Raw genomic sequence first — 23,022 nt, 5'->3', positions numbered from 1 at the left:
GGAGGAAAACAAGATGACCAAGACGATCCGCCTGACGATGGCGCAGGCGCTGACCCGCTTTCTTGCTCGCCAGATGACCGAGATCGACGGCAAAAAAATGCCGATCTTCGGCGGCGTCTGGGCGATCTTCGGCCACGGCAATGTCGCCGGCGTCGGCGAAGCGCTCTATCAGGTGCGTGACGAATTGCCGACCTTCCGCGCCCATAATGAGCAGGCGATGGCGCATGCGGCGATCGGCTATGCCAAGGCCAATTTCCGGCGCCGCTTCATGGCGGCGACCAGTTCGATCGGCCCCGGCGCCCTCAACATGGTGACGGCGGCAGCACTTGCGCATGTAAACAGGTTGCCCGTCCTGTTTCTCCCTGGCGACGTCTTCGCTAATCGCATCCCCGACCCTGTGCTGCAGCAGGCCGAGGATTTCTCCGACGGCACGGCGACGGTCAATGACTGCTTCCGACCGGTGTCGCGCTATTTCGACCGCATCACCCGGCCCGAGCAGATCATCCCGGCGCTCAGCCGCGCCATGCAGGTGCTGACCGATCCGGCTGAATGCGGGCCGGTGACGCTGTCGCTCTGCCAGGACGTGCAGGCCGAGGCCTATGATTACCCCGAAAGCTTCTTTGCCGAACGGGTCTGGCATCAGCGCCGGCCGCGCCCGGACCGCCAAGAACTGGCAGCCGCGGTGGCGGCGCTGAAGGGTGCGAAGAAGCCATTGGTGATTGCCGGCGGTGGCGTGCTTTATTCGCAGGCATCGGGTGAATTGGCTAAGCTGGTGCAGGACGCCGGCATGCCCGTCTGTGAGACACAGGGCGGCAAATCATCGCTGCCGGACGATCATCCGCTCAACATGGCAGCGGTCGGCGTCACCGGTACCTCGGCGGCCAACAGGCTGGCCGAAGAAGCCGACGTGGTGCTTGCCGTCGGCACCAGGCTGCAGGATTTCACCACCGGTTCCTGGGCGCTGTTCAAGAATTCCGGCAAAACCATCATCGGGCTGAACGTTCAGCCTTTCGATGCGGGAAAGCACCAGGCGCTGCCGCTCGTCACTGATGCGGCGGAAGGGCTCGCCGAGCTCGGTGCGGCGCTGGAGGGCTGGAAGGCGCCTCCTGCCTGGACCGACAATGCGGCCAGGGGCAAGAAGGACTGGCAGGCCGATGCCGGCAAGGTGACGGCGTCGACCAATGCCGCCTATCCGTCCGACGCGCAGGTGATCGGCGCCGTTCAGCGCGGCATGGGTTCCGGCGTGATATTGCTTCATGCTGCCGGCGGCCTGCCGGGCGAATTGCACAAGCTCTGGCAGGCGGGCGCGCCCGGCTCCTACCATGCCGAATACGGCTTCTCGACCATGGGCTACGAGATCGCAGGCGGGCTCGGCGTCAAGATGGCCAAGCCCGACGAGGAAGTCGTCGTCATGATCGGCGACGGCTCCTATCTGATGCTCAACTCCGAGATTGCTACGTCTGTGATGCTCGGCCACAAGCTGACCATCGTGCTGCTCGATAACAGAGGCTATGGCTGCATCAACCGGCTGCAGATGGCGACCGGCGGCGCCAACTTCAACAATCTGCTGAAGGACGCCCGCCACGAGGTTCTGCCCGATATCGACTTCGCCGCGCATGCATCGAGCCTGGGCGCGATCGCTGAAAAAGTTTCGTCGATCGCCGGGCTGGAAACGGCGCTGATGCAAGCGAAGAAAAATACAAGGACAACCGTGCTGGTCATCGACACCGATCCGCTGGTTTCGACCGAAGCCGGTGGAAGCTGGTGGGATGTTGCCGTGCCGGAAGTCTCGGTGCGCCCGCAAGTGAACGCGGCGCGCAAGAAATACGAGGAAGCGCTGAGCGGGCGGCCTTGAGCCCGTCTGTGAAGCTGATCCTAAGGCCTGAACTGGAGTAACGACTTGAGAGCCAAACTGGGCATGTCCCCCATTGCATGGTGGAACGACGATCTTGCGGAACTCAGCGATGACGTGTCGCTGGAGGAATGCCTGGCGCAGTCGCGCTCGGCGGGCTTCACCGGCATGGAAATGGGCCGCCGTTTTCCCAGCGATCCAAAAATCATGCTGCCGATCCTGAAGGAGGCCGACGTCACGCTTTGCGGCGGCTGGTTCTCCGGTACGCTGGTCGATGAAGACATGGCCAAGAACAAGGATCGCATCCAGCCGATGATCGATCTGTTCAAGGCGGTGAACGCACCTTGTATCGTCTATGGCGAGGTCGGCCGCTCCATCCAGGGCGATCGCTCGAAGCCGCTCGCCACCAAGCCCAGGCTTTCGGACGACGAGATGAAGGCCTATGCGCAGCGTCTCACGCAGTTTGGCGAATGGTGCGCGGAGCAAGGCATGCCGCTCTCCTACCACCACCATATGGCGGCGGTGGTCGAGACGGAGCCCGAACTCGATGCGTTCATGCGCTACTCCGGCGAAGGCATTCCCTTGCTGCTCGATGCCGGACATCTGGCTTTTGCCGGCGGTGACGTGCTGCGCGCCATCGACAACCATCACCGGCGCATCAACCACGTGCATGTGAAGGACGTGCGCATGGAGGTGATCGAGAAACTCGACCGCCAGAAGCAATCCTTCCTCGATGCCGTGGCGCTCGGCGCCTTCACGGTACCGGGAGATGGCTCGCTGGATTTTGGCGCCATTGTGGAAAGGCTGGCGAACTATGGTTATGAAGGCTGGTTCGTGGTCGAGGCCGAGCAGGACCCAAGAAAGAATCCGCCGCTCAAGATGGCGCAAGTCGGCTACAAGGAATTGATGCGGGTGATGACGGCCGCAGGCTACACGGTTGAAACACAGGGCTTCCCCAATGCTTGAATACAGTATTCCCGGCGAATGGCTGATCCGATGCCCGGATTGATCCGATGAAGGACTCTGAGCATCCGTTCTTCCGGCCTCTGTGGCGGCGCGTTGCCATCGTCGCGGTCTGCCTGGCCTGGGCGGTGGTCGAGTTTGCCACCGGCGCACCGTTCTGGGGCACGATCGCGCTCGGCTTCGCCGGCTATGCCGTCTGGCAGTTCTTTTATCTCTACAAGCCGGCCGACGGGGACAAGGCTTCGGCCGACACCGAACCGAAGGAATGATGCCATGTCGAAACTGCTCGTCAAAGCCGATAAGGGCCATGGCCGCGTCGCCCATGTGACGCCGCAAAGCGCCGGCTGGACCTATGTCGGTTTCGATCTGCATCGGTTGCGGCCAGGCGAAACAGCCTCCGGGCAGACAGCGGATCGTGAAGTCTGCCTGGTGTTCGTCACCGGCAAGGGCAAGGCTAGGGCGGGCGCCAAGGATCTCGGCCTGCTCGGCGAACGCATGTCGCCCTTCGAAGGCAAGCCCTGGTCGGTCTATGTGCCGCAGGGCTCTGACTGGTCGGTGACTGCCGACACCGATCTCGAACTCGCCGTCTGCTCGGCGCCTGGGCTTGGCGGCGGCCTGCCCGTCCGCGTCATCGCGCCGAAGGATCTCGGCCAGGAGGTTCGCGGCAAAGGCACCAACACGCGCTATGTCACCAACATCCTGCCGGAAGGCAAGCCGGCCGATTCATTGCTGGTGGTCGAGGTCATCACGCCGGGTGGCCATACGTCGAGCTACCCGCCGCACAAGCATGACCAGGACAATCTGCCTGATGAGTCCTATCTCGAGGAGACCTACTATCACCGGCTCAGCCCGCCACAGGGCTTCGCCTTCCAGCGCGTCTACACGGATGCCGACAGGAATGGCGCTCGTTCGCTCGATGAGGCGATGGCGATCGAGGACGGCGACGTCGTGCTGGTGCCAAAAGGCTATCACCCTTGCGCCGCCTGCCATGGCTATGACCTCTACTATCTCAACGTCATGGCCGGACCGAAGCGGACGTGGAAGTTCCACAACGCGCCCGAGCACGAATGGCTGATGAAGAGCTGATCGCGCGGCTCTTTCGGGTCGGCAAACTGGCCCAAAGCGAAAAAATCGTCGGCTAATGACCCGCCTGAACAACTTTGTTATCAGGAGCGATCATCAGCTTCGTCATTTCGTCATGCAAATCGCCTATGGCAGCGGGAGTTGACGAGGACTTTCGATGCGCTACGCTATCTATTTCACCCCCCGGCAGGACGAACCGCTGGCGCGGATCGCCGCCAATTGGCTCGGCCGCGACCCATTCGGCGCCGCCACAAGGCCGGTCGAGGCCGTAGGCAAGCTGTCGGCGGCGGAAGTCGCCTTTCATACCGCTTCGGCGCGCCGCTACGGCTTCCATGCGACGCTGAAGGCGCCCTTCCGGCTGGCCCCGAACGAGACGGAGGCCTCGCTTCGCGCGGCGCTGGACGATTTCGCCGAGACGACGCCGGTGGTGACGATCCCACGGCTGGTCGTCAGCCAGATCGACGGCTTCTTCGCGCTGGTGCCGGAAGCACCGCTGCCGGCGCTCAACCGCTTCGCCGACGACGTGGTGCGCGACTTCGACCGTTTTCGCGCGCCGCTGAGCGAGGCTGAGATCGAACGGCGCAGCCCTGACTCGCTGAAGCCGGCTGAATTCCGCAATCTCTGCCAGTGGGGCTACCCCTACGTCTTCGGGACCTTCCGGTTCCATATGACGCTGTCCGGCCGTGTCTCGTCACAGGAAAGCCCTCGTCTTCGCGCAGCAATCGACAGCCTGTTTGCGCAGGTCCTGCAACGCCCGCTGCCGGTGGACGCACTGACCCTGTTTGTCGAAACCGAACCTGGCGCCCCGTTCATGGTGCTTTCCCATCACGCGCTCGGGCGCCGCCCGGCCAGAAAAACTGCCTGAAATGGCTATTTGTTTTAACCGCATTTGTGCGACGCCAATTCACCCAATCGGTGATTCCAATCGGCTGCAAAATGCTCCAAGGACTGCCTGAAATGACCGCCGAGACCGTTCTCAACAATGCCCGCATCGTGCTTGCCGACGAGATCATCGAAGGGTCGATCGTGCTGCGCGACGGCTTGATCGCCGGGATCGACGCCGGCGCCGGCCGGAGCGGCGAGGACATGGGCGGCGATTTCATCATTCCCGGGCTGGTCGAGCTTCACACCGACCACCTCGAAGGCCATTACGCGCCGCGGCCGAAAGTGCGCTGGAACCCGATCGCCGCGGTGCTCGCTCACGACGCGCAAGTGGCGACCGCCGGCATCACCACCGTGCTCGATGCCTTGCGCGTCGGCATGGACGACGACGCCGACATGAATTCGGCCGACATGCGCAAGCTGGCCGATGCGATCGAGGACAGCGTCCAGCAGGACCGGCTGCGGGCCGACCATTTCATCCATCTGCGCTGCGAGGTTTCGGCGCCGGATTGCCTCGCAGCCTTCGCGCATTTTGACGGCGATGACAGGATCAAGCTGGCGTCGCTGATGGACCATGCGCCGGGACAGCGCCAGTTCGTCGATTTGGAAACCTATGCCTATTACTACCAGCGCAAGCTGAAGCTGACGGATCGCGAATTCCAGCAATTCTGTGAGAAGCGGATGGCGGAGTCGGGGACGAATTCTGGGCCGAACCGCGCCTTCATCGCTGCTGCCTGCCATCAGCGCGGCATCGTGCTGGCCAGCCATGACGACGCCACGACCGGCCATGTCGGCGAGGCGATCGAACAAGGCGTCCGCGTCGCCGAATTCCCGACCACCAAAGAGGCCGCAAAAGCTTCGAAGGCGGCAGGGCTCGGGGTGCTGATGGGCGCCCCGAACGTCATGCGCGGCGCCTCGCATTCGGGCAATGTTTCGGCCCGCACGCTCGCCGGCGAAGGCCTGCTCGACATATTGTCGTCCGATTACATTCCCTTCAGCCTGATCCAGTCGGCGTTTTTCCTCGGCGACGTAGTCGACGGCATTTCCCTGCCTCAAGCGGTCGCCATGGTCTCGAAGAACCCGGCCGAGGCAGTCGGCCTCGCCGACCGCGGCGTCATCGAACAGGGCCGGCGCGCCGATGTGGTTCGGGTACGTCTCGACGACCATGTCCCGGTTGTCCGCACCGTCTGGCGGCAGGGACGCCGGGTCGCATGATGGCGCCGGCGTCGATCGAGCGTGAATTGTCGGCCGCGGCGTTTCCGATCCGCGACGGGGTCTTCGTCGCCGTCGTCGGCCCGAGCGGCGCCGGCAAGGACACGGTGATCGGCTATGCCCGGTCGCTGTTTGCCGACGGGACGCGGCTGGAGTTCGTCCGCCGGGTCATCACCCGGCCGAGCGACACGGCAAGCGAGGATCACGACACGCTTGCCGATGCGGCCTTTGTCGAGGCGGAAGCGGATGGCGCCTTCGCCATCTCCTGGGAGGCGCATGGCTTGCGCTACGGCATCCCGGCTGAAGTCGACCGGTCGGTCGCCAACGGCCGCGTCGCCATCGCCAATGTCTCCCGCGCCATCATCCCGGCGCTGCGTGATCGTTATGCCAATCTGGCGATCGTCGAGATCACCGCATCGCCGGGAATCCTGGCCGAGCGGCTGGCGATGCGCGGCCGCGAGTCGCGCGGCGAAGTGCTGGCGCGGCTGGCGCGTAGCGCCAATGTGGCGTTGTCCGGACCAGGCGTCACCTCGATCGACAATAGCGGCCCGCGCGAAGCGGCCGGCGAGCGCTTTGCCGACGTGCTGCGCAAGGCGATGGCCTTCTCCGACATGTCGGGCTTAATCTAAGCTGCCCCGTACCTTCTCCGCTAACTTGTGGGAGAAGGAAGAGGCGGTGCGGTTATTCCGCTGCCGCACCAGCCGTGCCCTTGCGGGTTGCCTCCAGCATCAGCCGCCGCTCCCGGTACACGCCCCATTGCTGGTCGACCAATACGCCGATGAGGATTACCCCGCCCATCACCGCGAAATTGAGCGAGGAGGGGATGCCGAGCAGGTTGACGAGGTTTTGGAGTTCCTGCAGCAGGACCGTTCCGAGGATGACGCCGATCAGCGAGCCCTCGCCGCCGCGCAGCGAGAAGCCGCCTAGCACGGCTGCGGCAATGGCGTAGAGTTCGTAGAACTGGCCGTGGCTGGCCGGCGAGATCGAGCGCGTGTACATCGCGAAATAGATCGCCGACAGCGCCGTCAGCACGCCGCAGATGACATAGGCGGCCATGACGACGCGGCCGGTGCGGATGCCGGAATATTTCGCCGCCTCCTCGTTCTTGCCGATGGCGTAGAGGTAGCGGCCGAACACCGAACGGTGCAGCACCACCCACATCACGATGGCGATGACGATCAGCGCGATGAAGCTGTTCGGCACGCCATAGGATCGCCCGGCGGTCAGGAACTCGAGTTCCGGAAAGTTCTGTCCGAAGGCAAAGCCCGCCGTGCCGTCGGCAGTGTAGAACCGCGCGACGCCGCGATAGATCAAGAGGCCACACAGCGTCACCACGAAAGGCTGCAATTTGAGCCGCGTGATCAGCCAGCCATGTGCCAGCCCGATGATGCCGCCGAGCACGAGGATCAGCGGCAGCGCGACCGGCCATGCCATGCCCCGCGTGGCGATGAAATCGACGAACAGGACGCCGAGCAGCGCGACCACCGAGCCGACCGACAATTCGATGCCGCCGGTGATGATGACGAAAGCTTGGCCGATCGCCAGTATGCCGAACAGCCCAATCAGGTTCGAGGTGTTGGCGAGGTTGATCGGCAGCAGGAAGCGCGGATTGATGATCGCCACCACCGCCCCCACCACGAGGATCAGGATCAGCAGGCCGAGATCTTTCTTGCTCATCGTCTTCTCCCCAATGCCCTCGAATTATTTCGGCTGCTTGCCCACGGCCAGCAGCAGCACGTTTTCCTGGCTGAACTGTTCCTTGTCGAGAATGCCTGAGATCTGGCCCTCATGCATAACGGCGATGCGGTCGGAGACGCCGATCACCTCCTCCATGTCGCTGGAGATCATCAGCACGGCGACGCCGGCATCGGCCAGCGCCCGCATCAGCCCGTAGATCTCGGCCTTGGCGCCGATGTCGATGCCGCGCGTCGGCTCGTCGAGGATCATCACCCTGGGGTTCATGGCCAGCCATTTGGCCAGCACGACTTTTTGCTGGTTGCCGCCGGACAGCGTGCCGGTGCGCGTCGCCACCGAGGGCGCTTTGACGCCGAGATTGCGCTTCTGCTTCTCGGCGGTGACGGCTTCGGCGCTGGCAGAAACCAGGAACCGCCGGGCATGCGCCGAAAGATTGGGGAGCGAAATATTCTGGGCAATCGACAGGTCGAGCAGAATTCCGGTCAGCTTGCGATCCTCGGGGACGAGGAAAATCCCGTTGGAGACGGCGTCGGCGGCCGAACCAAGAACCAGATCCTTTCCATCAAGCTGGAGCGCACCGCCAAGGCTCTTCTCGATGCCGAAAAGCACGCGCGCCAGTTCGGTCCGGCCGGAGCCGACAAGACCCGCCAGGCCAAGAATTTCGCCATGCCTGACGCCGAGATCGACCGGTCGGTCGGGATAGGCGCTGCTGCGAATGGCTTTGGCCGACAGGGCGACGGTGCCGGGCGGGCGCGCCGATTCTGCCGCCTTCTCCCTCTCCTTCAGCATGCGGCCGATCATCAGTTTGACCATCTGGTCGTGATTGATGGCGTTCTTCGCCAGCGTGCCGGCAAGCATACCGTCCCTCAGCACGACGACGCGATCGGCGACCCGCTCAACCTCGTGAAGACGGTGCGAGATGAAGATGACGCTGATGCCCTCCGCCTTCAGCGCCTTGATGACATCGAGCAGCTTGTCGGTTTCGGCAAGTGGCAGGCTCGACGTCGGCTCGTCGAGGATCACCAACCTTGCCTCGATCGACAGCGCCTTGGCGATTTCGACCATCTGCTGCTGGGCAAGCGATAGCGTCGATACCGGCGTGTCGGCCGAAAAATTGGCGCCCAGGCGTTTGAGCAGCGGCGCCGACAGCGCGCGCAGCCTGGCGCGGTCGACAAGCCTAAGCGGACCGGCGCGCAAAGGCTCGCGGCCGAAATAGATGTTGGCGGCAACGTCGAGGTTCTCGAACAGGTTGAGTTCCTGATGAACGAAGGCGATGCCGGAACCGATGCTGGCTTCGACGGTCAGCCCGTCATGGGCGATGCCGTCGACGGTGATCGTGCCGGTGTCAGGGGTGGTCACGCCGCCGAGGATCTTCATCAGCGTCGACTTGCCGGCGCCGTTTTCGCCGACGAGGCCGATGACCTCGCCGGGCCTGACCTCCATCGAAAACCCGTCCAGCGCGACCACGCCGGGATAGGTCTTGCGCACGCCCTCGAGACTGAGGAACGGGGCGGTCGTGGATGCGCCGATGGATGCGTCGGAATAATTCATCACGCCTGACAGCAGTTGGCGGGCTAAAGACTGACGGGCCTGTGCAGGCCCGTCAACAATAAGCAGGACAATCCGCTGAAGGTTTGGCGCTGCCCCTCACCCTTACCCTCCCCGTGAAGAACGGGGAGAGGGGGTCGCCAGCGCTGCGGCCAAGTCCCCGTCGCCACACGGGGAGAAGGTGCCGGCAGGCGGATGAGGGGCAGCGCAAACACCGACAAGCTGTTGCCACCTGCCTCCATCAGTTGCCGGACATCGCCTTCAGATTGGCGGCATAGTCGTCGACGTCGTCCTTGCCGATGATCTTGGTCGGCACGATGATCAATCCGTCGGCGGGAACGCCCGACTTGTCGCCCTTGAGATATGCGGCCATCAGCTTCATGCCCTGATAGGCCCATTCGAAGGGCTGCTGCACGACGGTGGCGGCAACAGTGCCTTCCTTGACGCCGCCCAGCGTGATCGGATCGTCGTCGAAGCCGACGACCGTGATCTGGCCGAGCTTGCCGGCGTCGCGCAGCGCTTCATAGATGCGCGGCGTGTTGTAGGAATAGAAGCCGACCATGCAGGTGACGTCGGGGCTGGCGACCAGCGCGTCCTCGACGTTCTTCTTGGCGCGGGCCTGGTCGATGTCGTCGCCACGAACGTCGATCAGCTCGATCTTGGTGCCGGCGAGCCCTTCCTTCATGCCTTCGATGCGCTCCTTGGCATTATCGGCGCCGAGCAGGCCGACGAAGCCGAGGCATTTGCCGCCGTCGGGCATCGCCTTCTTGGCGATCTCGGCCGCCTGCTTGCCGGCATCGATGTTGGACGAGCCGATATAGGCGACCCGCTTGGTCTGCGGCGCGTCGCTGTCGGTGGTGAACAGCGCCGTCTCCGAGGCGATCTTGTTGAGCCCGTCGGTAGACGTCTTGGGATCGACGGCCGAAACCATGATCGCCTTGACGCCGGCCGTCACCAGATCGTCCATCAGCCGCTGCTGGATGGCGACCGATGACTGCTCCGGATATTTGAGCTCGAGATTGTAGTCGGGCAGTTCGGCCTGGGCCTTCTTGACGCCGGCTTCGGCCGCCTTCCAGAAATCGGAAGCGCCGTTGACGACGAAGGCCAGCGTCGGTTTATCCTGGGCACGGGCAATCGCCGTGATGGACAGGCCGAGAGCCAAGGCCGCGGCAGCGACGGACGCATTTCGTATCGCAGATTTCATGTTCAACCTCCCATTTGATTCAGTCATTTTCGCTGATCTGAACTTGTCGAATGCGGCTGGACGCCTCCTCCTCAAGGGGTGCTGGCAGCGAAAGAACGGCGCCATTCCAGCCGCGATTTTGGACTTTAGAGACTCATTGGCTGTTCGTATAGTCGGATTTGTCTGACATTTCCGTAATTGCGTGGTGTTGCTTTGCCGGCCCAAGAGCCGCGGATGCCGCGCCACGCGCCTGCTTCCCGTCATGGCCCGTTCAGTCCCGAGCCGGGCATGACGAATTGACAATAGAACGCTCACGCCTATTAGTAAATAGTATTAGTCTCTGGTTGGAAACCTGGTGCCGCTGGCGAATGGTCTGCCTGCCGTGTGGTGAGAAAGGGAGGCTTCCGAAGCCATCTAACGGCCTTGAAATCGGATCACATTCCCAGAAATCGATCTTCCAGAAACCGCGTATCGCTCTCTCCGCGCTGCTAGCCATTCGGCTGCCAGGATGATAATAGTGATTAATCGAGTGCCTGTTTTATAAACGTTAAGCGTCGTCGGCCGCCCTACCGTCCTTAATGACGTCCAGGACGACCTCTGGCTAGCCAAGCCGGGAATTTGGAACACAATGCCATGAGCGAACCGACGGATCTGCGCGATCCTGCCCTTGAAGCCTCCCGGCGCCGAAAGCCATCGGCTAAGAATCCCAAGGGTCGCGTCACCATGACCGATATCGCCAGGGCCGCCGGCTGCTCGCAGGCAACGGTTTCGTTCGTCCTCAACAACACGCCGGGCATAAGGCTCTCGCAGCAGACCCGCGAAAGGGTGATCGAGGCCGCGCGGGGTCTCGGCTATGCGCCACCAGCCTTCTCTGCTCTTCGCAGCCCTATCGCCTCGTTCGAAGGTCTGGACGGGGTGATCGGCTTCGCGGTCGATCAACTGGCGACCAGTCCCGAAGCGGTCGTCGCCATAGAAGGGGCGCGCCAGGCCTCGTGGAATGCCGGGAACGTCGTGCTGGTCGCTCAGACTTTGGGTGATTCCGTCATGGAGCCGCGCGCGATTGCGGCACTGACCAAGCGAGGCATTTCGGCGCTGATCTACATGACCATCTTCACGCGCGAGATCGCCGCGCCCGACTATCTCTACGACCTCGATATCCCTGTCATCCTGCTCAATTGCTATACCGCCGACTACGCCTTCCCCGCCGTGGTGCCGAGCGAAATCGCCGGCGGGCAGAGCTCCACCCGCCACCTGATCAGCCATGGCCACCGCCGTATCGCCACCATCACCGGCGAGCCGTGGATGCATGCGGCGCAGGATCGGTTGAAGGGCTACCGCCGGGCGCTGGCGACGGCCGACATCCCGTTCGATGCGGAGCTGGTGGTCGAGGGCGACTGGTCGGCGAGCGCCGGCTACGCTGCGACCGTCAAGCTTCTGGCGCTCAAGGACCGCCCAACCGCCATCTTCTGCCAGAACGACCGCACCGCGATCGGCTGCTACGAAGCGCTGAAAGAAGCCGGCCTGCACATCCCTGGAGATATTTCGGTGATCGGCTATGACGACGAGGAAATTGCCCGGCATCTGTTCCCGCCTTTGACGACGTCGATCCTGCCGCATATGGCGATGGGGCAATGGGCGATCGAGCAATTGGAAGTCCCTGCACCGCCCGGCCGCGGCCGCTACCCCATTACCAAGCTTGAATGCCCGCTGGTCGAGCGGGAATCGGTCAGTGCTGTGGCGCCTGGGCGCACACACGGACTGACAGCCCGCTGAGCACCTCCAGACTTCCATCAATGCATACGCCGTACTGATGCCGCTCCAGGCCAGACAAGCGCCCCGCAAAGGGCGGTTGGCCCCGAAATTGTCGCCTGGCATGGTGGATCGGGATTCTTGTATCCCGAGTTCTGCGGTTTGACATACGGTTTGCTGCAGTCTGGTTGTGGCGAAATCCTGGATCCAAGGGTAAATCTGATCTGGGTCGCCGTTCCGCGCCGGCCCTCGAGCCCGATTTCCTCGCTGACCCGGATCGGCAACCCGCCAGGAGTTATACTGCCATGAAGCTCCAGCATCGCCATGGCCCGCTGCGCGATTTCGTCGGTTACGGCCGGCGGCCGCCGCAGATCATCTGGCCGGATGGACGTCTGATCGCAGTCAATCTCGTGGTCTGCTACGAGGAAGGGTCGGAATATTCGCTGTTTGAGGGCGACGACCATAGCGATGGCTGGGGCGAATATCCGTTGTCGGCGCCGGCCGGCATCCGCGATCTCGGCACCGAAACGCATTTCGAGTATGGCAGCCGCGTCGGCATCTGGCGCATCGCCAGACTGCTCGAGCGACACGGTGTCCACGCCACGATCTCGAGCTGTGCCGAGGCGCTGCGGCGCAACCCGGAGGTGACGGCATGGCTGCGCCAATCGGGTCACGATCTGCTCGGCCATGGCCTGCGCTGGACCGAACAATGGACCCTGAGCCGTGACGAGGAGCGCGGCCATCTGCAGCGCGCCGTCGCGCTGTTCATCGAGATGCTCGGCGAGCGGCCGATCGGCTGGAACAGCCGTTCCTTTCCCAGCGTCAACACGCGCGACATCCTGATCGAGGAAGGCGGCTTCCTGTACGATTCGGATCCGTGCAACGACGACCTGCCCTATTTCGTGCCGGCACAGAACGGGCGCCTTCTGGTCGTCCCCTATTCCAAGACCTTGAACGACAGCCGCTATCTGGTCAGCCCCGGCTATGTGACGCCGAAGGACTTCGTCGACAACGTCGAAGCCTATCTGGACTTCCTGATCAGGGAAGCCAGGGAAGAAGGCGCGCGCATGATGACGATAGCCGTCCATGCGCGATGGACCGGCCAGCCCAACCGGGCTGCGGCACTGGAAGGCATAATCGAGACGGTTCTGTCCAGGCCGGAGGCCGTCTTCATGCGCCGCAACGATATCGCCCGGTATTGGTTGTCGCTGTTTCCGGCCGACGGCGAAGCGCCATGAACCAACGTCCAACTCGCGCGGCGAACGGCATCCTCAAGCATCGGTGCGGGAAGGGAATTGCTCACCCCAACGGCATAACGCCTCTGCTCCAGCATTGAGCGCCGCTCCGCTTTCCGTCAACGAATAGACGACCTTAGTCGGCGATCCCGGATAGACTTCTCGGTTCACAAGCCCGTCAGCCTCCAGTTCGCGTAATTGCTGCGTTAGCATCTTTTCACTGATCGCCGGAATCGACTGCCTCAACCGGCCGAACCTGCGAGATGCCGTTCCAAGCTCGCAAAGAATATCCACTTTCCACTTCCCTTCGATCGCCTTGATCGCGATTGCGAAGCCGCAATTGCCCGTCGGCTTATTCATGATGCTCTCCTTACCTTTGGGTAACCACTTACCTCCAGGTGCGTATTGTGCGCGCCATTCACTCCGACATACCTCTGCCCTTGACGGCAAAACCATGGCCGCGCGCCTATTGGCATCTATTGGTATGGAGTGTTGCAATGAAGCTTTCAATCAGCGTTGTGGGGACGGGTCGTATGGGATCGGCGCTCGCCCGCGCCCTGCTCCGGTCGGGATATCGGACGACGGTCTGGAACAGGACGAAACAGAAGGCCGAACCGCTGGCCGCGCTCGGCGCCACTGTCGCGGGGTCCGTCCTGGAAGCTGTCAATGCGGCTGAAATTATCATTGTGAACGTAAGCGACTACCAGGCAACCGCTGCAGTTCTGCACGACGATGCCGTTGCTTCAGCCATTCGCGGCAAGCTGGTCGTGGAACTCACTTCGGGAACGCCGCATGGCGCACGCGAAGCCGCTGAATGGTTTGCTGCGCACGGAGCCAGCTATCTCGATGGCGCGATCATGGCCACGCCGGATTTCATCGGCACTGATGCCGGGACGATACTGATCTCGGGGCCAAGGCAGGCTTTCGACGCGAACGAGGAGATGTTTCGTGCCTTGGGCGGCAATGTACAGCATATCGGGGAAGAGCCGGGACGTGCGAACGCAATTGATAGCGCGTTGCTTGCTCTCATGTGGGGCGCGCTGTTCGGCACGCTGCATGCGATCGCCGTGTGTCAGGCCGAAGAGATCGACCTGGGCGAGTTGGGACGGCAGTGGACCGCAACAGCGCCTGTTGTTGACGGGCTTGTCGCCGACCTCATCAACCGGACGAATGCTGGCCGGTTTGCCAGCGACGACGAGACGCTCTCGTCGATCTCCCCGCATTACGGCGCATTCCAGCATCTCCTGGAGCTGATGGAGGCGCGCAAGATCGACCGCTCCGTGGTCGACAGTTACGACGCAATCTTCCAACGGGCGATTGCAGCTGGCCACCTACATGATGATTTCGCGGCGTTATCGCAATTTCTGGAAAGTCCGGATAAGAGATCTCTCCGATCCGGACCGCGCGAGGGATCCCTTCTGGCTGGCTGAGCGGATTTGGTCTCCGGCCTTATTGAGGCGGACCACGCTTTGCCGTCGGCCGACGGGTTCGGGCTTTGTTGTCCGAGCGTCGGCCGAGTCAGACCAGTGGCCTACATTAGGGGAATAGAATGCCTTTGACGCTTCTCATCGATTCGTATTGTGCTGCTTGGTCCGATCAGAACGCCGAGCAGCGGCGGGCGTTGCTGTTACCGATCTGGAGCGATGGCGCGACATACACGGATCCTACAGTCCATGCGACTGGCGCGGAAGAACTGCTCGCGCACATCGCAAGAGTTCTGGCCAAGCATCCCGGTGCCCGCATCCTACGGACAAGTGACGTGGATGTTCATCATGGGATCGCACGCTTTGCGTGGAAGTTTGTGGTGCCTGATGGATCGTCCTTCCCTGAGGGTTTGGACATAGCCTTCCTCGACTCTGGCCAGAAGCGAATAACGCGTATCATCGGCTTTTTTGGGCCGTTGGCACGGTCAAGCTGATCGACCAGCGCGTGCCAGCCCGTGCGCCACCAGCCGATCGATGATCTCGGAATAGCTGACGCCGCTTGCCGCCATCGCCTTGGAATACATGCTGATATCGGTGAAACCGGGAATGGTGTTGAGCTCGTTGATGAGGACGCGCATGTCCGGCGTCACGAAGAAATCAACGCGGGCCATGCCGTCGCAGCCGACCGCACGGAAGGCCTTTGCCGCCATCGCGCGGATACTGCCTTCGATCTCCTGCGGCAGTTCGGCCGGGACTTTCAGCGCTGCGCCGTGCTCGTCGATATATTTGGCGTCGTAGCTGTAGAAACCGTGGCTCTGTGCCGGCACGATCTCGCCGGGACGGGAAACGAAGAGGCCGCCTTCCGTATCCTCCAGCACGCTGCACTCGATCTCGCGGCCTCGAATGAATTCTTCGGCCAGCAGCTTGCGGTCGTGCCTAAAGCCTTCTGTCAGCGCTGCCTCATAGTCTTTTTCAGCCGAAACCTTGCTGACGCCGACAGAGGAGCCCTGCCGGGCCGGTTTGATAAAAAGCGGAAGCCCAAGCGCGCTCTGCAGTTCCGCAAAGGCCGGCGCGCCGCCGTGGTGGATTGTGACGGACCGCGCTGCGGGCAAGCCCGCCTCACTCAGCAGCCGCTTGGCAATGTCCTTGTCGAGGGCTGCGGCCGAACCGAGAATGCCGCAGCCGGCGAGCGGCACGCGCGCCACTTCCGCCAGCCCCTGCACGGAGCCGTCCTCGCCGTGGAGGCCGTGAAGGGCGGGAAACAGGATGTCGACGTCAGGCAGTTCGTGGGCCGCGCCACGGGTCGGGATCGCCATCATCCGTCCCTGCCCGCCCGGCACGAGGCAGACTTCGGTACCGCTCGATGGTTTCGCCAGCGTGCCATTCTCGAAGCTGCTCAGCAGCCATTGTCCTTCGCCGGTGACGAAGACGGGAACGGCATCGTATTTCGCGGGTTCCAGCGCACGCATGATGTTGGTTGCCGACAGCACCGAAACGTCATGCTCGGCGGAGCGTCCGCCAAAGAGCACGGCAATACGCAGTCTTTTCGAGGTGTCGGCCATGAGCGTCTCCAAAATGGTCTGGCAGGAATACCGGCAGTGGCACGTTAGGCCGCGTCCCGGCGCGCAGCCTGAACGTTCCCCGAGAAAGCCAGGAAAGCTAGGCAGATGAGCCCTGTTCGGGGCATTCTTCTCGTTGGTTATTCGTATAGGAGTGTACGCGCCTACTCCAAGCTACATCGAGTGGTGCTCTGGAGCGGCCTCCTCCTTTGTGCTCCTCGTCGAAAAGGAAGCGCATCGGCCAACGCCTTTGAGTCCGTGAAAGGTGCGCTTCAATTCGCAATGCAAGTGCTGTAGTTAGACAAAGAGTGCGGCCTGCCGCTTACTGAGGCAACGAAGGCGAAAGCGTATTAGTCGCAGTGTTATGAGAGCCGTACCGGTGAGATGAGACGAAGCGGTCCAAGACAGGCTAGCACAAGGCCCGGCGTTCTGCTCAGCGCGGGTGCTGGCCTGCGGCTGCTCGCTTCGTTACTCTTTCTGATCTGGACCATTCCTGCGGCAACAGCCGACCAGGTCGGACAGGCCAAAGAGCAAATGAGGCTCGCTGCGTCCAAACCAGTCACACACCCGACTATCATCATTGCCCGTGGCATTGCGCGCCACCTTGGTGCTGAGACTTCCCGTTTCAAAACGGGAACGCCTGCCATTGCGGGAAACGGCAAGCCCTTTTGCATAATCCCGGATTTGCGCCTGCCGCTCGAAACCGCGTCAGCCGCATCGTTTGGAATAGGGTCTGAAGACCGGCCCAAACTGTCGCCGATCCGCGCCTTCGATGCGCGCGCGCCTCCGCTTCTCCCGGCATGATCCTGGCCGCGCGACCGCGGCCCCCGACTCCCAAAACTTTCACATCGCGTTTCGTTCGGGCTCTCGCCGAGTTGCTCGCCGATCGGAACGCCAAAGCTCTTGTCGGAGGCGGTTTCCGCCCGATATGGGCTGAACGGACAAGAACATGCTGCATTTTTCGCGCTGGAAGACCATTCTCATCTGGCTGACGGTCCTAGCCGGTATCCTGTACGCAGCTCCCAATCTGGTTCCCGCCTCCACTCTGGCATCGCTGCCGAATTGGCTGCCAAAGCAGCAACTGACGCTGGGCCTAGACCTGCAGGGCGGCTCGCACATCCTGCTCCAGATCGATCGGCAGGACCTCGCCAACGAACGCCTCGAATCGGCACGCGACGAGGTCCGCACATCGCTGCGCGATGCCCAGATCGGCTATACCGGGCTTGCCGGCACCGCCAATTCCATCCAGGTCCGCATTCGCGACCAAGGCCAGATCGAAGCTGCGAAGACCGCACTCGAAAGATTGACACAGCCGATCTCGACCGGCCTTTTCATGAGCGGCTCGGTGACCGAGATGGAGATGGCCGAGCCGGAACCGGGCCTGCTGCGTTTTACGCTGACCGAAGCCGGGGTCGACTACCGGATCGCCGCGGCGCTGACTCAATCGATCGAGGTGGTTGGCCGACGCGTCAACGAACTCGGCACGACCGAGCCGATCATCCAGCGACAGGGATCAGAGCGCATCATGGTCCAGGTGCCGGGCCTGCAGGATCCGCAGCGGCTGAAGGATATTCTCGGACAGACGGCGAAGCTGACCTTCCAGATGGTCGACCAGTCGATCCCGGTCGAGGAGGCGATCTCCGGCCGCCCGCCGGCGGGCTCGACGGTGATGTATTCGACTGACGAGCCGCGGGTTCCCCATCTGATCGAGAACCGGATCATCGTCTCCGGCGAAAACCTCGTCGACGCGCAGGCAACCTTCGACCAGCGCACCAACGAGCCGGTGGTCTCGTTTCGCTTCGACAGCCGCGGCGCCACCCGCTTCGGTCAGGCTACTCAGGCCAATGTCGGGCGCCTGTTCGCGATCATCCTCGACAACGAGGTGATCTCCGCGCCTCAGATCCGCGAACCAATCCTGGGCGGCACCGGGCAGATATCCGGCAGTTTCACGGTGGAGAGCGCGAACGACCTTGCGGTCCTGCTGCGCGCCGGCGCACTGCCTGCCGACCTCACCATTGTCGAGGAACGCACCGTCGGTCCGAGCCTCGGCAGCGATTCGATCGAGGCGGGCCAGTTCGCGTCGATCATCGCCGGGTTCCTCGTCGTCGGCTTCATGCTGTTCGCCTATGGGCGACTGGGACTGATCGCGAATGTCGCGCTCCTGGCCAACGTCGCACTGATCATCGCCGTCCTGTCGGTTCTTGGGGCAACGCTGACGCTGCCTGGCATCGCCGGCATCGTGCTGACGATGGGCATGGCGGTCGATTCCAACGTCATCATCTTCGAGCGCGTCCGCGAAGAGAACCGCCAAGGGCGCTCGATCGTGCAGTCGATGGATTCCGGGTTCAAACAGGCGCTGGCGACCGTCGTCGATGCCAATGTGACGACGCTGATCGCCGCCGTCATCCTGTTCTTCCTCGGCTCAGGGCCGATCAAGGGGTTTGCCGTCACCCTCGCCATCGGCATCGTCACCACCGTGTTCACGGCCTTCACGCTGACGCGCTGGCTGGTCGCATTCTGGCTTCGCCGGCAGCGCCCGAAAGCGATGCCCAGCGGTGTCATGCGCCTGGTGCCCGACGACACGCGGGTGCCGTTCATGGCATTCCGAAAGTACGCCTTCACGCTGTCCTTGCTATTGTCGATCGCTTCGGCTGCGCTGTTCTTCACTGTCGGCATGAACTACGGCATCGACTTCCGCGGCGGTTCGAGCATCGAGGTGCAGGCAAAGGGCCAGCAGGCCGATATCGGCGACATCCGTGAGCGGCTGACGGGCCTCGAACTGGGTGAGGTGCAGGTGCAGGAGTTCGGGTCGACCCGGGACGTGCTGATCCGCATCGGCACCCAGGGGGGCGGCGACATTGCCGAACAGTCCGCCGTTGAGAAAGTGAGGAGCGCACTCGAGACCGACTACGAGTTCCGCCGCATCGAGGTTGTCGGTCCGACAGTGTCCTCCGAACTCGCGTTCAACGGCACAATGGGCGTGCTCGCCTCGCTGCTGGCGATGCTCGTCTACATCTGGATCAGGTTCGAGTGGCAGTTCGGACTCGGCGCCATCATTTCGACGTTCCACGACGTGATCCTGATGGTCGGCTTCTACGTCGTCGCGGGCATAGAGTTCAATTTGACCTCGATAGCCGCGATCCTGACCATCGTCGGCTATTCCATCAACGATACGGTTGTTGTCTATGATCGGGTCCGCGAGAATCTGCGCCGCTATAAAAGGATGCCGATTGCCGAACTGCTCGACCTGTCGATGAACCAGACACTGGCGCGAACGGTCCTGACCGGCGTGACCACGCTGTTTGCGTTGGCGGCGCTTTCGATCTGGGGCGGCGAGGTCATCCAGTCCTTCACGGTCGCGATGATCTTCGGCATCCTCGCCGGCACCTATTCCTCCATCTTCGTCGCCGGGCCGCTGCTGATCCTGTTCAAGCTCCGGCCGGGCGCCCTCAGCCCAGAGGAAACCGCAGCGGCGAAAGAACCGCCGGCGCGACAGGCCTTATGATGTGACGGCTCGAAGCTGATCCACGACAGCGTCGGTTTCGGCGCTGGTCGTGGCTCGACCAAGACTGAAGCGAACGGCGCCCATGCCGAGCTTCTCGGGCACGCCCATGGCCGTGAGCACCGGGGAGAGCTCGACCCGGCCGGCGTGACAGGCCGAACCGGTCGACACCGCGACGCCGTCGAGACGCGAAAGCACCTCGGCACCGATCATGCCGACGAATGAAACGCTGAGCGTGTTGGGAAGGCGATGCTGAGGGTGCCCGTTGAGCGCGACACGGTCGCCAAAACTCTCCTGCAGCGCGTCCCAAAAGCGATCACGCAGCACGCGGACGCGTGCCATCGGCTCCAGGTCGCCGGCGAGCGCACAGGCGGCGCCGAGGCCGACCGCCAGCAAGGCGCTCTCGGTGCCTGCGCGACGGCCATGTTCGTGCCCGGCGCCATGGATCAGCGGCTCGAGCCTGAGCCCGCTTCGGACATAGAGCGCACCGACACCCTTCGGCGCGTAAAGCTTGTGGCCGGCGATGGTCAGCAGATCGACGCCAAGCGTGTCGACCTTGGTTGGAATCTTGCCGACCGACTGCGCAGCGTCGGTGTGAAACCGGACGCCATGCTCCCGCGCAATGGCACCGATCTCCTCGATCGGCTGGATCGTGCCAACCTCGTTGTTGGCGTGCATGACGCTGATCAGGATGGTGCGCGGCGTAATGGCACGACGCACATCCTCGGGATCGACCCGGCCCGTGCTGTCAACCGGCACATAGGTCACTGCCGCGCCGAGCTGTTGCTCGAGGAACCGGCAAGGAGCGAGAACGGCCGGATGCTCGACCGTGGTGCTGACGATGTGCTCGCCCTTGTCCCGCAGGGCGAAGAACGTGCCCTTGATCGCCAGGTTGTTGGCCTCGCTGCCGCCACTTGTGAACACGATCTCGTCGGGTGCGCAGTCGAGCAGCGCCGCAACCTGGCAGCGGGCCTTCTCCAGCGCAGCCTTCGCCGGCATGCTCGCCCAATGGCCGCTCGACGGATTGCCGAAAGCCTCTTCAAGATATGGCCGCATGGCAGCCGTGACCGAAGGATCGATCGGCGTGCTGGCGTTGTAGTCGAGGTAGATCGATGTCATGCCCGGGAGCCTCCTTCGCGGTTTGTCGCCCGGCGATCAGCTTGCGCGGCTATTCCCGCATGAATGCCTGAACCTCTTCGGATGTCACTTTGCCGTCCTTGTTTGCGTCCACCTTGTCGAAGATTCGCTTATGGATGGCGGTGATCTCTTCGAAGGAAAGTGCGCTGTCACCGTCCGTGTCGGCAATGGCGAACATGATCTTCATCATGTGCCCGCGCATGCGCATCATCGGCATTGCGCCCATCATGCCGGGCTGCATCATCTCGCCCATCATGCCCTGACCCATGCCTTGGCACATCATGCCCCGGCCCATGCCTTGGCCCATCATGCCCTGGCCCATCATGCCGGGAGGCATCATGCCGGGTTGAGCGGGCTGTGCACCTTGGTCTTGTCCCGCCATACCTCCAGGCTCGGGAGACGGCGCCGCCTGCGCGACTGTCGTATCGTGGGGATCGGCTGCGGTTGTTTGCGCGGCGGCTGTAGCCGTCGCACCGGCGGCGACAGTGGCGGCGAGCGTGGCCGCGCGCATCAGTGCAATCAACGTCATAATATGCTCCTTCCTCTCATGGGGCTCGGCAGAGCTCGTTCCAACTCGCTGGCGGCTCTGCGGCCGGAGATGCTTTCAGCTCTTTCCCTACTGCCGGCAAACCGCCGGTCGCGGTCAAATTTCAATGTAAGCCAAAGGCGTGGCGAATTTGCGCCGGATCAATTGCTCGGGCAGCGATCTGCCGCCGCTGTCATGTTGCCCTCCTCGAGGACGGATGGGGCTCGGTCTCGCTCATCACAACAGCCACGACCAACCCTGAGAGAAACGTCAGCGCGGCGATCGATGTGATCGCCCATGACAGCCCGAAGCTGTCGGCGATGAGGCCGGCGGAGAGCGCCCCGATCGCGTAGCCGAGATCCCGCCAGAACCGGTAGACGCTGAGTGAGCGGGCGCGCCAGGTCGGATGCGAGGCATCGGAGACGGCTGCGATCAAGCTCGGGTAGACCATCGCCGTGCCGAGGCCGAGCAGAAGGCTGCCGACGATCCACCACTCGAACTGGCGCGTCGCTGCGGTGAGAAACAGACCGGCGGCCTGAACCCACATGCCGGCGACGATCAGGCCTCTGCGCCCCCAGCGATCGCTCAACGGACCCGTGGCGATCTGCAAGACACCCCATGTCGCGGGATAGATCGCCTTGAGGATGCCGATGCGCTCGACACCGAGGCCGAAGGACGCGAAGAACAACGGGAAAATGCCCCAGCTCATGCCGTCGTTGAGATTGTTGACGAGACCGGCCTGCGAGGCGGCAAACAGGTTGCGATCCCCGAACGAGGTGAGCGCGAAGACCTGCCTAAAGCTGATCGGCGCGGACTGCTGCGCGTGGGATGAGGCCTCCAGCCGAACGTGGCCGCGCGTGTCGCGCACGAGCAGGATCGACAGTACGGCACCGAGGACGGCATAGCCGATGCCGAGATAGATCGGCACTGGCCGAAGTCCGTATTGCGAGGCGAGATAGCCAGTGAGGAACGCCGTCACCCCAACGGCGAGATAGCCGGCGAACTCGTTGAGGCCGACGGCAAGGCCGCGCGACTTCGGCCCGACGAGATCGACTTTCATGATCACCGTCATCGACCAGGCGAGCCCCTGGTTGACGCCGAGCAATGCGTTGGCCGCAATCACCCATTCCCAGGTCGGCGCCCAGATGATCATGAACGGCACCGGCAGGCCGACCAGCCATCCCAAAACGAGCACGCGCTTGCGGCCCCACGCGTCGGCAAGCTGGCCCGAGACCAGATTGGCCAGCGCCTTGACGACGCCGAAGCTGACGATGAAGGAGACGATCAGCGTCGTCGACGTGACATGGAACTCCTCCGATCCGATCAGCGGCACCACCGTTCGTTCTATTCCGACCATGCCGCCGACAAAGGCGTTGATCACGACGAGCAGCGCGAATTGCGGCCAGTTCTCCCTGAGGCCGAGCCTGACAGGTGAACCCGCCTTGCCTGGAACCGATGCCGCTTCGTCCATG

General features: G+C 63.0%; 20 protein-coding genes. 12 read left to right on the top strand and 8 right to left on the bottom strand.

The genetic code is table 11. From position 1 onward, the window contains the following. The first annotated feature begins 13 nt into the window (after positions 1-13). The 7 genes from iolD (at position 14) to phnN (ending at position 6,621) form a co-directional block, all read left to right on the top strand. Complete coding sequence (iolD, locus tag AC0L14_RS06880) at positions 14-1,855, top strand: 3D-(3,5/4)-trihydroxycyclohexane-1,2-dione acylhydrolase (decyclizing) (RefSeq protein WP_473748988.1); 1,842 nt, start codon at positions 14-16, stop codon at positions 1,853-1,855. A 45-nt stretch (positions 1,856-1,900) separates the two neighbouring features. Further along, positions 1,901-2,818, top strand: a complete 918-nt coding sequence (gene iolE, locus AC0L14_RS06875) for a myo-inosose-2 dehydratase (protein WP_473748987.1) — start codon at positions 1,901-1,903, stop codon at positions 2,816-2,818. Positions 2,819-2,865: 47 nt separating this feature from the next. After that, a complete protein-coding gene (locus tag AC0L14_RS06870; protein WP_473748985.1) occupies positions 2,866-3,084 on the top strand; it encodes a DUF3329 domain-containing protein in 219 nt (72 codons plus the stop codon). 4 nt (positions 3,085-3,088) lie between these two features. Further along, positions 3,089-3,901, top strand: coding sequence for a 5-deoxy-glucuronate isomerase (iolB, locus tag AC0L14_RS06865; protein WP_473748984.1), 813 nt, complete (start codon positions 3,089-3,091; stop codon positions 3,899-3,901). Positions 3,902-4,055: 154 nt separating this feature from the next. Next, the gene (locus AC0L14_RS06860; RefSeq protein WP_473748983.1) at positions 4,056-4,763 is read left to right on the top strand and encodes a DUF1045 domain-containing protein; all 708 of its coding nucleotides are present in this window, start codon (positions 4,056-4,058) and stop codon (positions 4,761-4,763) included. Between the two features lie 92 nt (positions 4,764-4,855). Beyond that, positions 4,856-5,995: an alpha-D-ribose 1-methylphosphonate 5-triphosphate diphosphatase gene (locus AC0L14_RS06855; protein WP_473488527.1), complete on the top strand. Its 1,140-nt coding sequence runs from the start codon at positions 4,856-4,858 to the stop codon at positions 5,993-5,995. Beyond that, on the top strand, positions 5,992-6,621 hold the full coding sequence (gene phnN / locus AC0L14_RS06850; protein ID WP_473488526.1) for a phosphonate metabolism protein/1,5-bisphosphokinase (PRPP-forming) PhnN: 630 nt from the start codon (positions 5,992-5,994) through the stop codon (positions 6,619-6,621). Before AC0L14_RS06855 ends, phnN begins: the two co-directional genes overlap by 4 nt. Before the next feature lie 52 nt (positions 6,622-6,673). Here phnN and AC0L14_RS06845 read toward each other — a convergent pair whose 3' ends face one another. The 3 genes from AC0L14_RS06845 to AC0L14_RS06835 form a co-directional block, all read right to left on the bottom strand. Next, positions 6,674-7,669, bottom strand: coding sequence for an ABC transporter permease (locus AC0L14_RS06845; RefSeq protein WP_095494041.1), 996 nt, complete (start codon positions 7,667-7,669; stop codon positions 6,674-6,676). 24 nt (positions 7,670-7,693) lie between these two features. Next, the gene (locus tag AC0L14_RS06840) at positions 7,694-9,238 is read right to left on the bottom strand and encodes a sugar ABC transporter ATP-binding protein (RefSeq protein WP_473748982.1); all 1,545 of its coding nucleotides are present in this window, start codon (positions 9,236-9,238) and stop codon (positions 7,694-7,696) included. A 238-nt stretch (positions 9,239-9,476) separates the two neighbouring features. Then, positions 9,477-10,439 carry a sugar-binding protein gene (locus tag AC0L14_RS06835; RefSeq protein ID WP_473488524.1) on the bottom strand — a complete coding sequence of 321 codons (963 nt, stop codon included), beginning with the start codon at positions 10,437-10,439 and terminating at the stop codon, positions 9,477-9,479. Between the two features lie 612 nt (positions 10,440-11,051). Here AC0L14_RS06835 and AC0L14_RS06830 point away from each other — a divergent pair. Further along, positions 11,052-12,191, top strand: coding sequence for a LacI family DNA-binding transcriptional regulator (locus AC0L14_RS06830; protein ID WP_473488523.1), 1,140 nt, complete (start codon positions 11,052-11,054; stop codon positions 12,189-12,191). Between the two features lie 281 nt (positions 12,192-12,472). Further along, on the top strand, positions 12,473-13,405 hold the full coding sequence (locus AC0L14_RS06825) for a polysaccharide deacetylase family protein (RefSeq protein WP_473488522.1): 933 nt from the start codon (positions 12,473-12,475) through the stop codon (positions 13,403-13,405). Between the two features lie 33 nt (positions 13,406-13,438). Here the strand turns inward: AC0L14_RS06825 and AC0L14_RS06820 are convergent, their stop codons facing one another. Beyond that, the gene (locus AC0L14_RS06820; protein WP_473488521.1) at positions 13,439-13,762 is read right to left on the bottom strand and encodes a winged helix-turn-helix transcriptional regulator; all 324 of its coding nucleotides are present in this window, start codon (positions 13,760-13,762) and stop codon (positions 13,439-13,441) included. A gap of 137 nt (positions 13,763-13,899) precedes the next feature. Here AC0L14_RS06820 and AC0L14_RS06815 point away from each other — a divergent pair, with 137 nt between their 5' ends. Together AC0L14_RS06815 and AC0L14_RS06810 are read left to right on the top strand one after the other, a co-directional pair. Beyond that, on the top strand, positions 13,900-14,832 hold the full coding sequence (locus AC0L14_RS06815; protein ID WP_473488520.1) for an NAD(P)-dependent oxidoreductase: 933 nt from the start codon (positions 13,900-13,902) through the stop codon (positions 14,830-14,832). Between the two features lie 119 nt (positions 14,833-14,951). Further along, on the top strand, positions 14,952-15,320 hold the full coding sequence (locus tag AC0L14_RS06810; protein WP_473488519.1) for a hypothetical protein: 369 nt from the start codon (positions 14,952-14,954) through the stop codon (positions 15,318-15,320). On the opposite strand, the gene AC0L14_RS06805 is transcribed toward AC0L14_RS06810, so the two are convergent. Further along, the gene (locus AC0L14_RS06805; RefSeq protein WP_473527073.1) at positions 15,312-16,388 is read right to left on the bottom strand and encodes a D-alanine--D-alanine ligase family protein; all 1,077 of its coding nucleotides are present in this window, start codon (positions 16,386-16,388) and stop codon (positions 15,312-15,314) included. The genes AC0L14_RS06810 and AC0L14_RS06805 overlap by 9 nt on opposite strands. A 946-nt stretch (positions 16,389-17,334) precedes the next feature. Between AC0L14_RS06805 and secDF the strand changes: the two genes are divergently transcribed. After that, positions 17,335-19,890, top strand: a complete 2,556-nt coding sequence (secDF, locus tag AC0L14_RS06800; protein ID WP_473488517.1) for a protein translocase subunit SecDF — start codon at positions 17,335-17,337, stop codon at positions 19,888-19,890. Here the strand turns inward: secDF and AC0L14_RS06795 are convergent. From AC0L14_RS06795 to AC0L14_RS06785, 3 genes are all read right to left on the bottom strand, one after another. Then, positions 19,885-21,006, bottom strand: a complete 1,122-nt coding sequence (locus AC0L14_RS06795) for a cysteine desulfurase family protein (RefSeq protein ID WP_473488516.1) — start codon at positions 21,004-21,006, stop codon at positions 19,885-19,887. The two genes, secDF and AC0L14_RS06795, sit on opposite strands and share 6 nt — an antisense overlap. A 49-nt stretch (positions 21,007-21,055) precedes the next feature. Continuing rightward, on the bottom strand, positions 21,056-21,553 hold the full coding sequence (locus AC0L14_RS06790; protein WP_473488515.1) for an EF-hand domain-containing protein: 498 nt from the start codon (positions 21,551-21,553) through the stop codon (positions 21,056-21,058). A gap of 190 nt (positions 21,554-21,743) precedes the next feature. Continuing rightward, complete coding sequence (locus AC0L14_RS06785) at positions 21,744-23,021, bottom strand: MFS transporter (protein ID WP_473488514.1); 1,278 nt, start codon at positions 23,019-23,021, stop codon at positions 21,744-21,746. Position 23,022: the final 1 nt, after the last annotated feature.

The sequence above is a fragment of the Mesorhizobium sp. WSM4841 genome (assembly GCF_055811515.1).
This window is presented reverse-complemented; position numbering and strand designations above follow the sequence as displayed.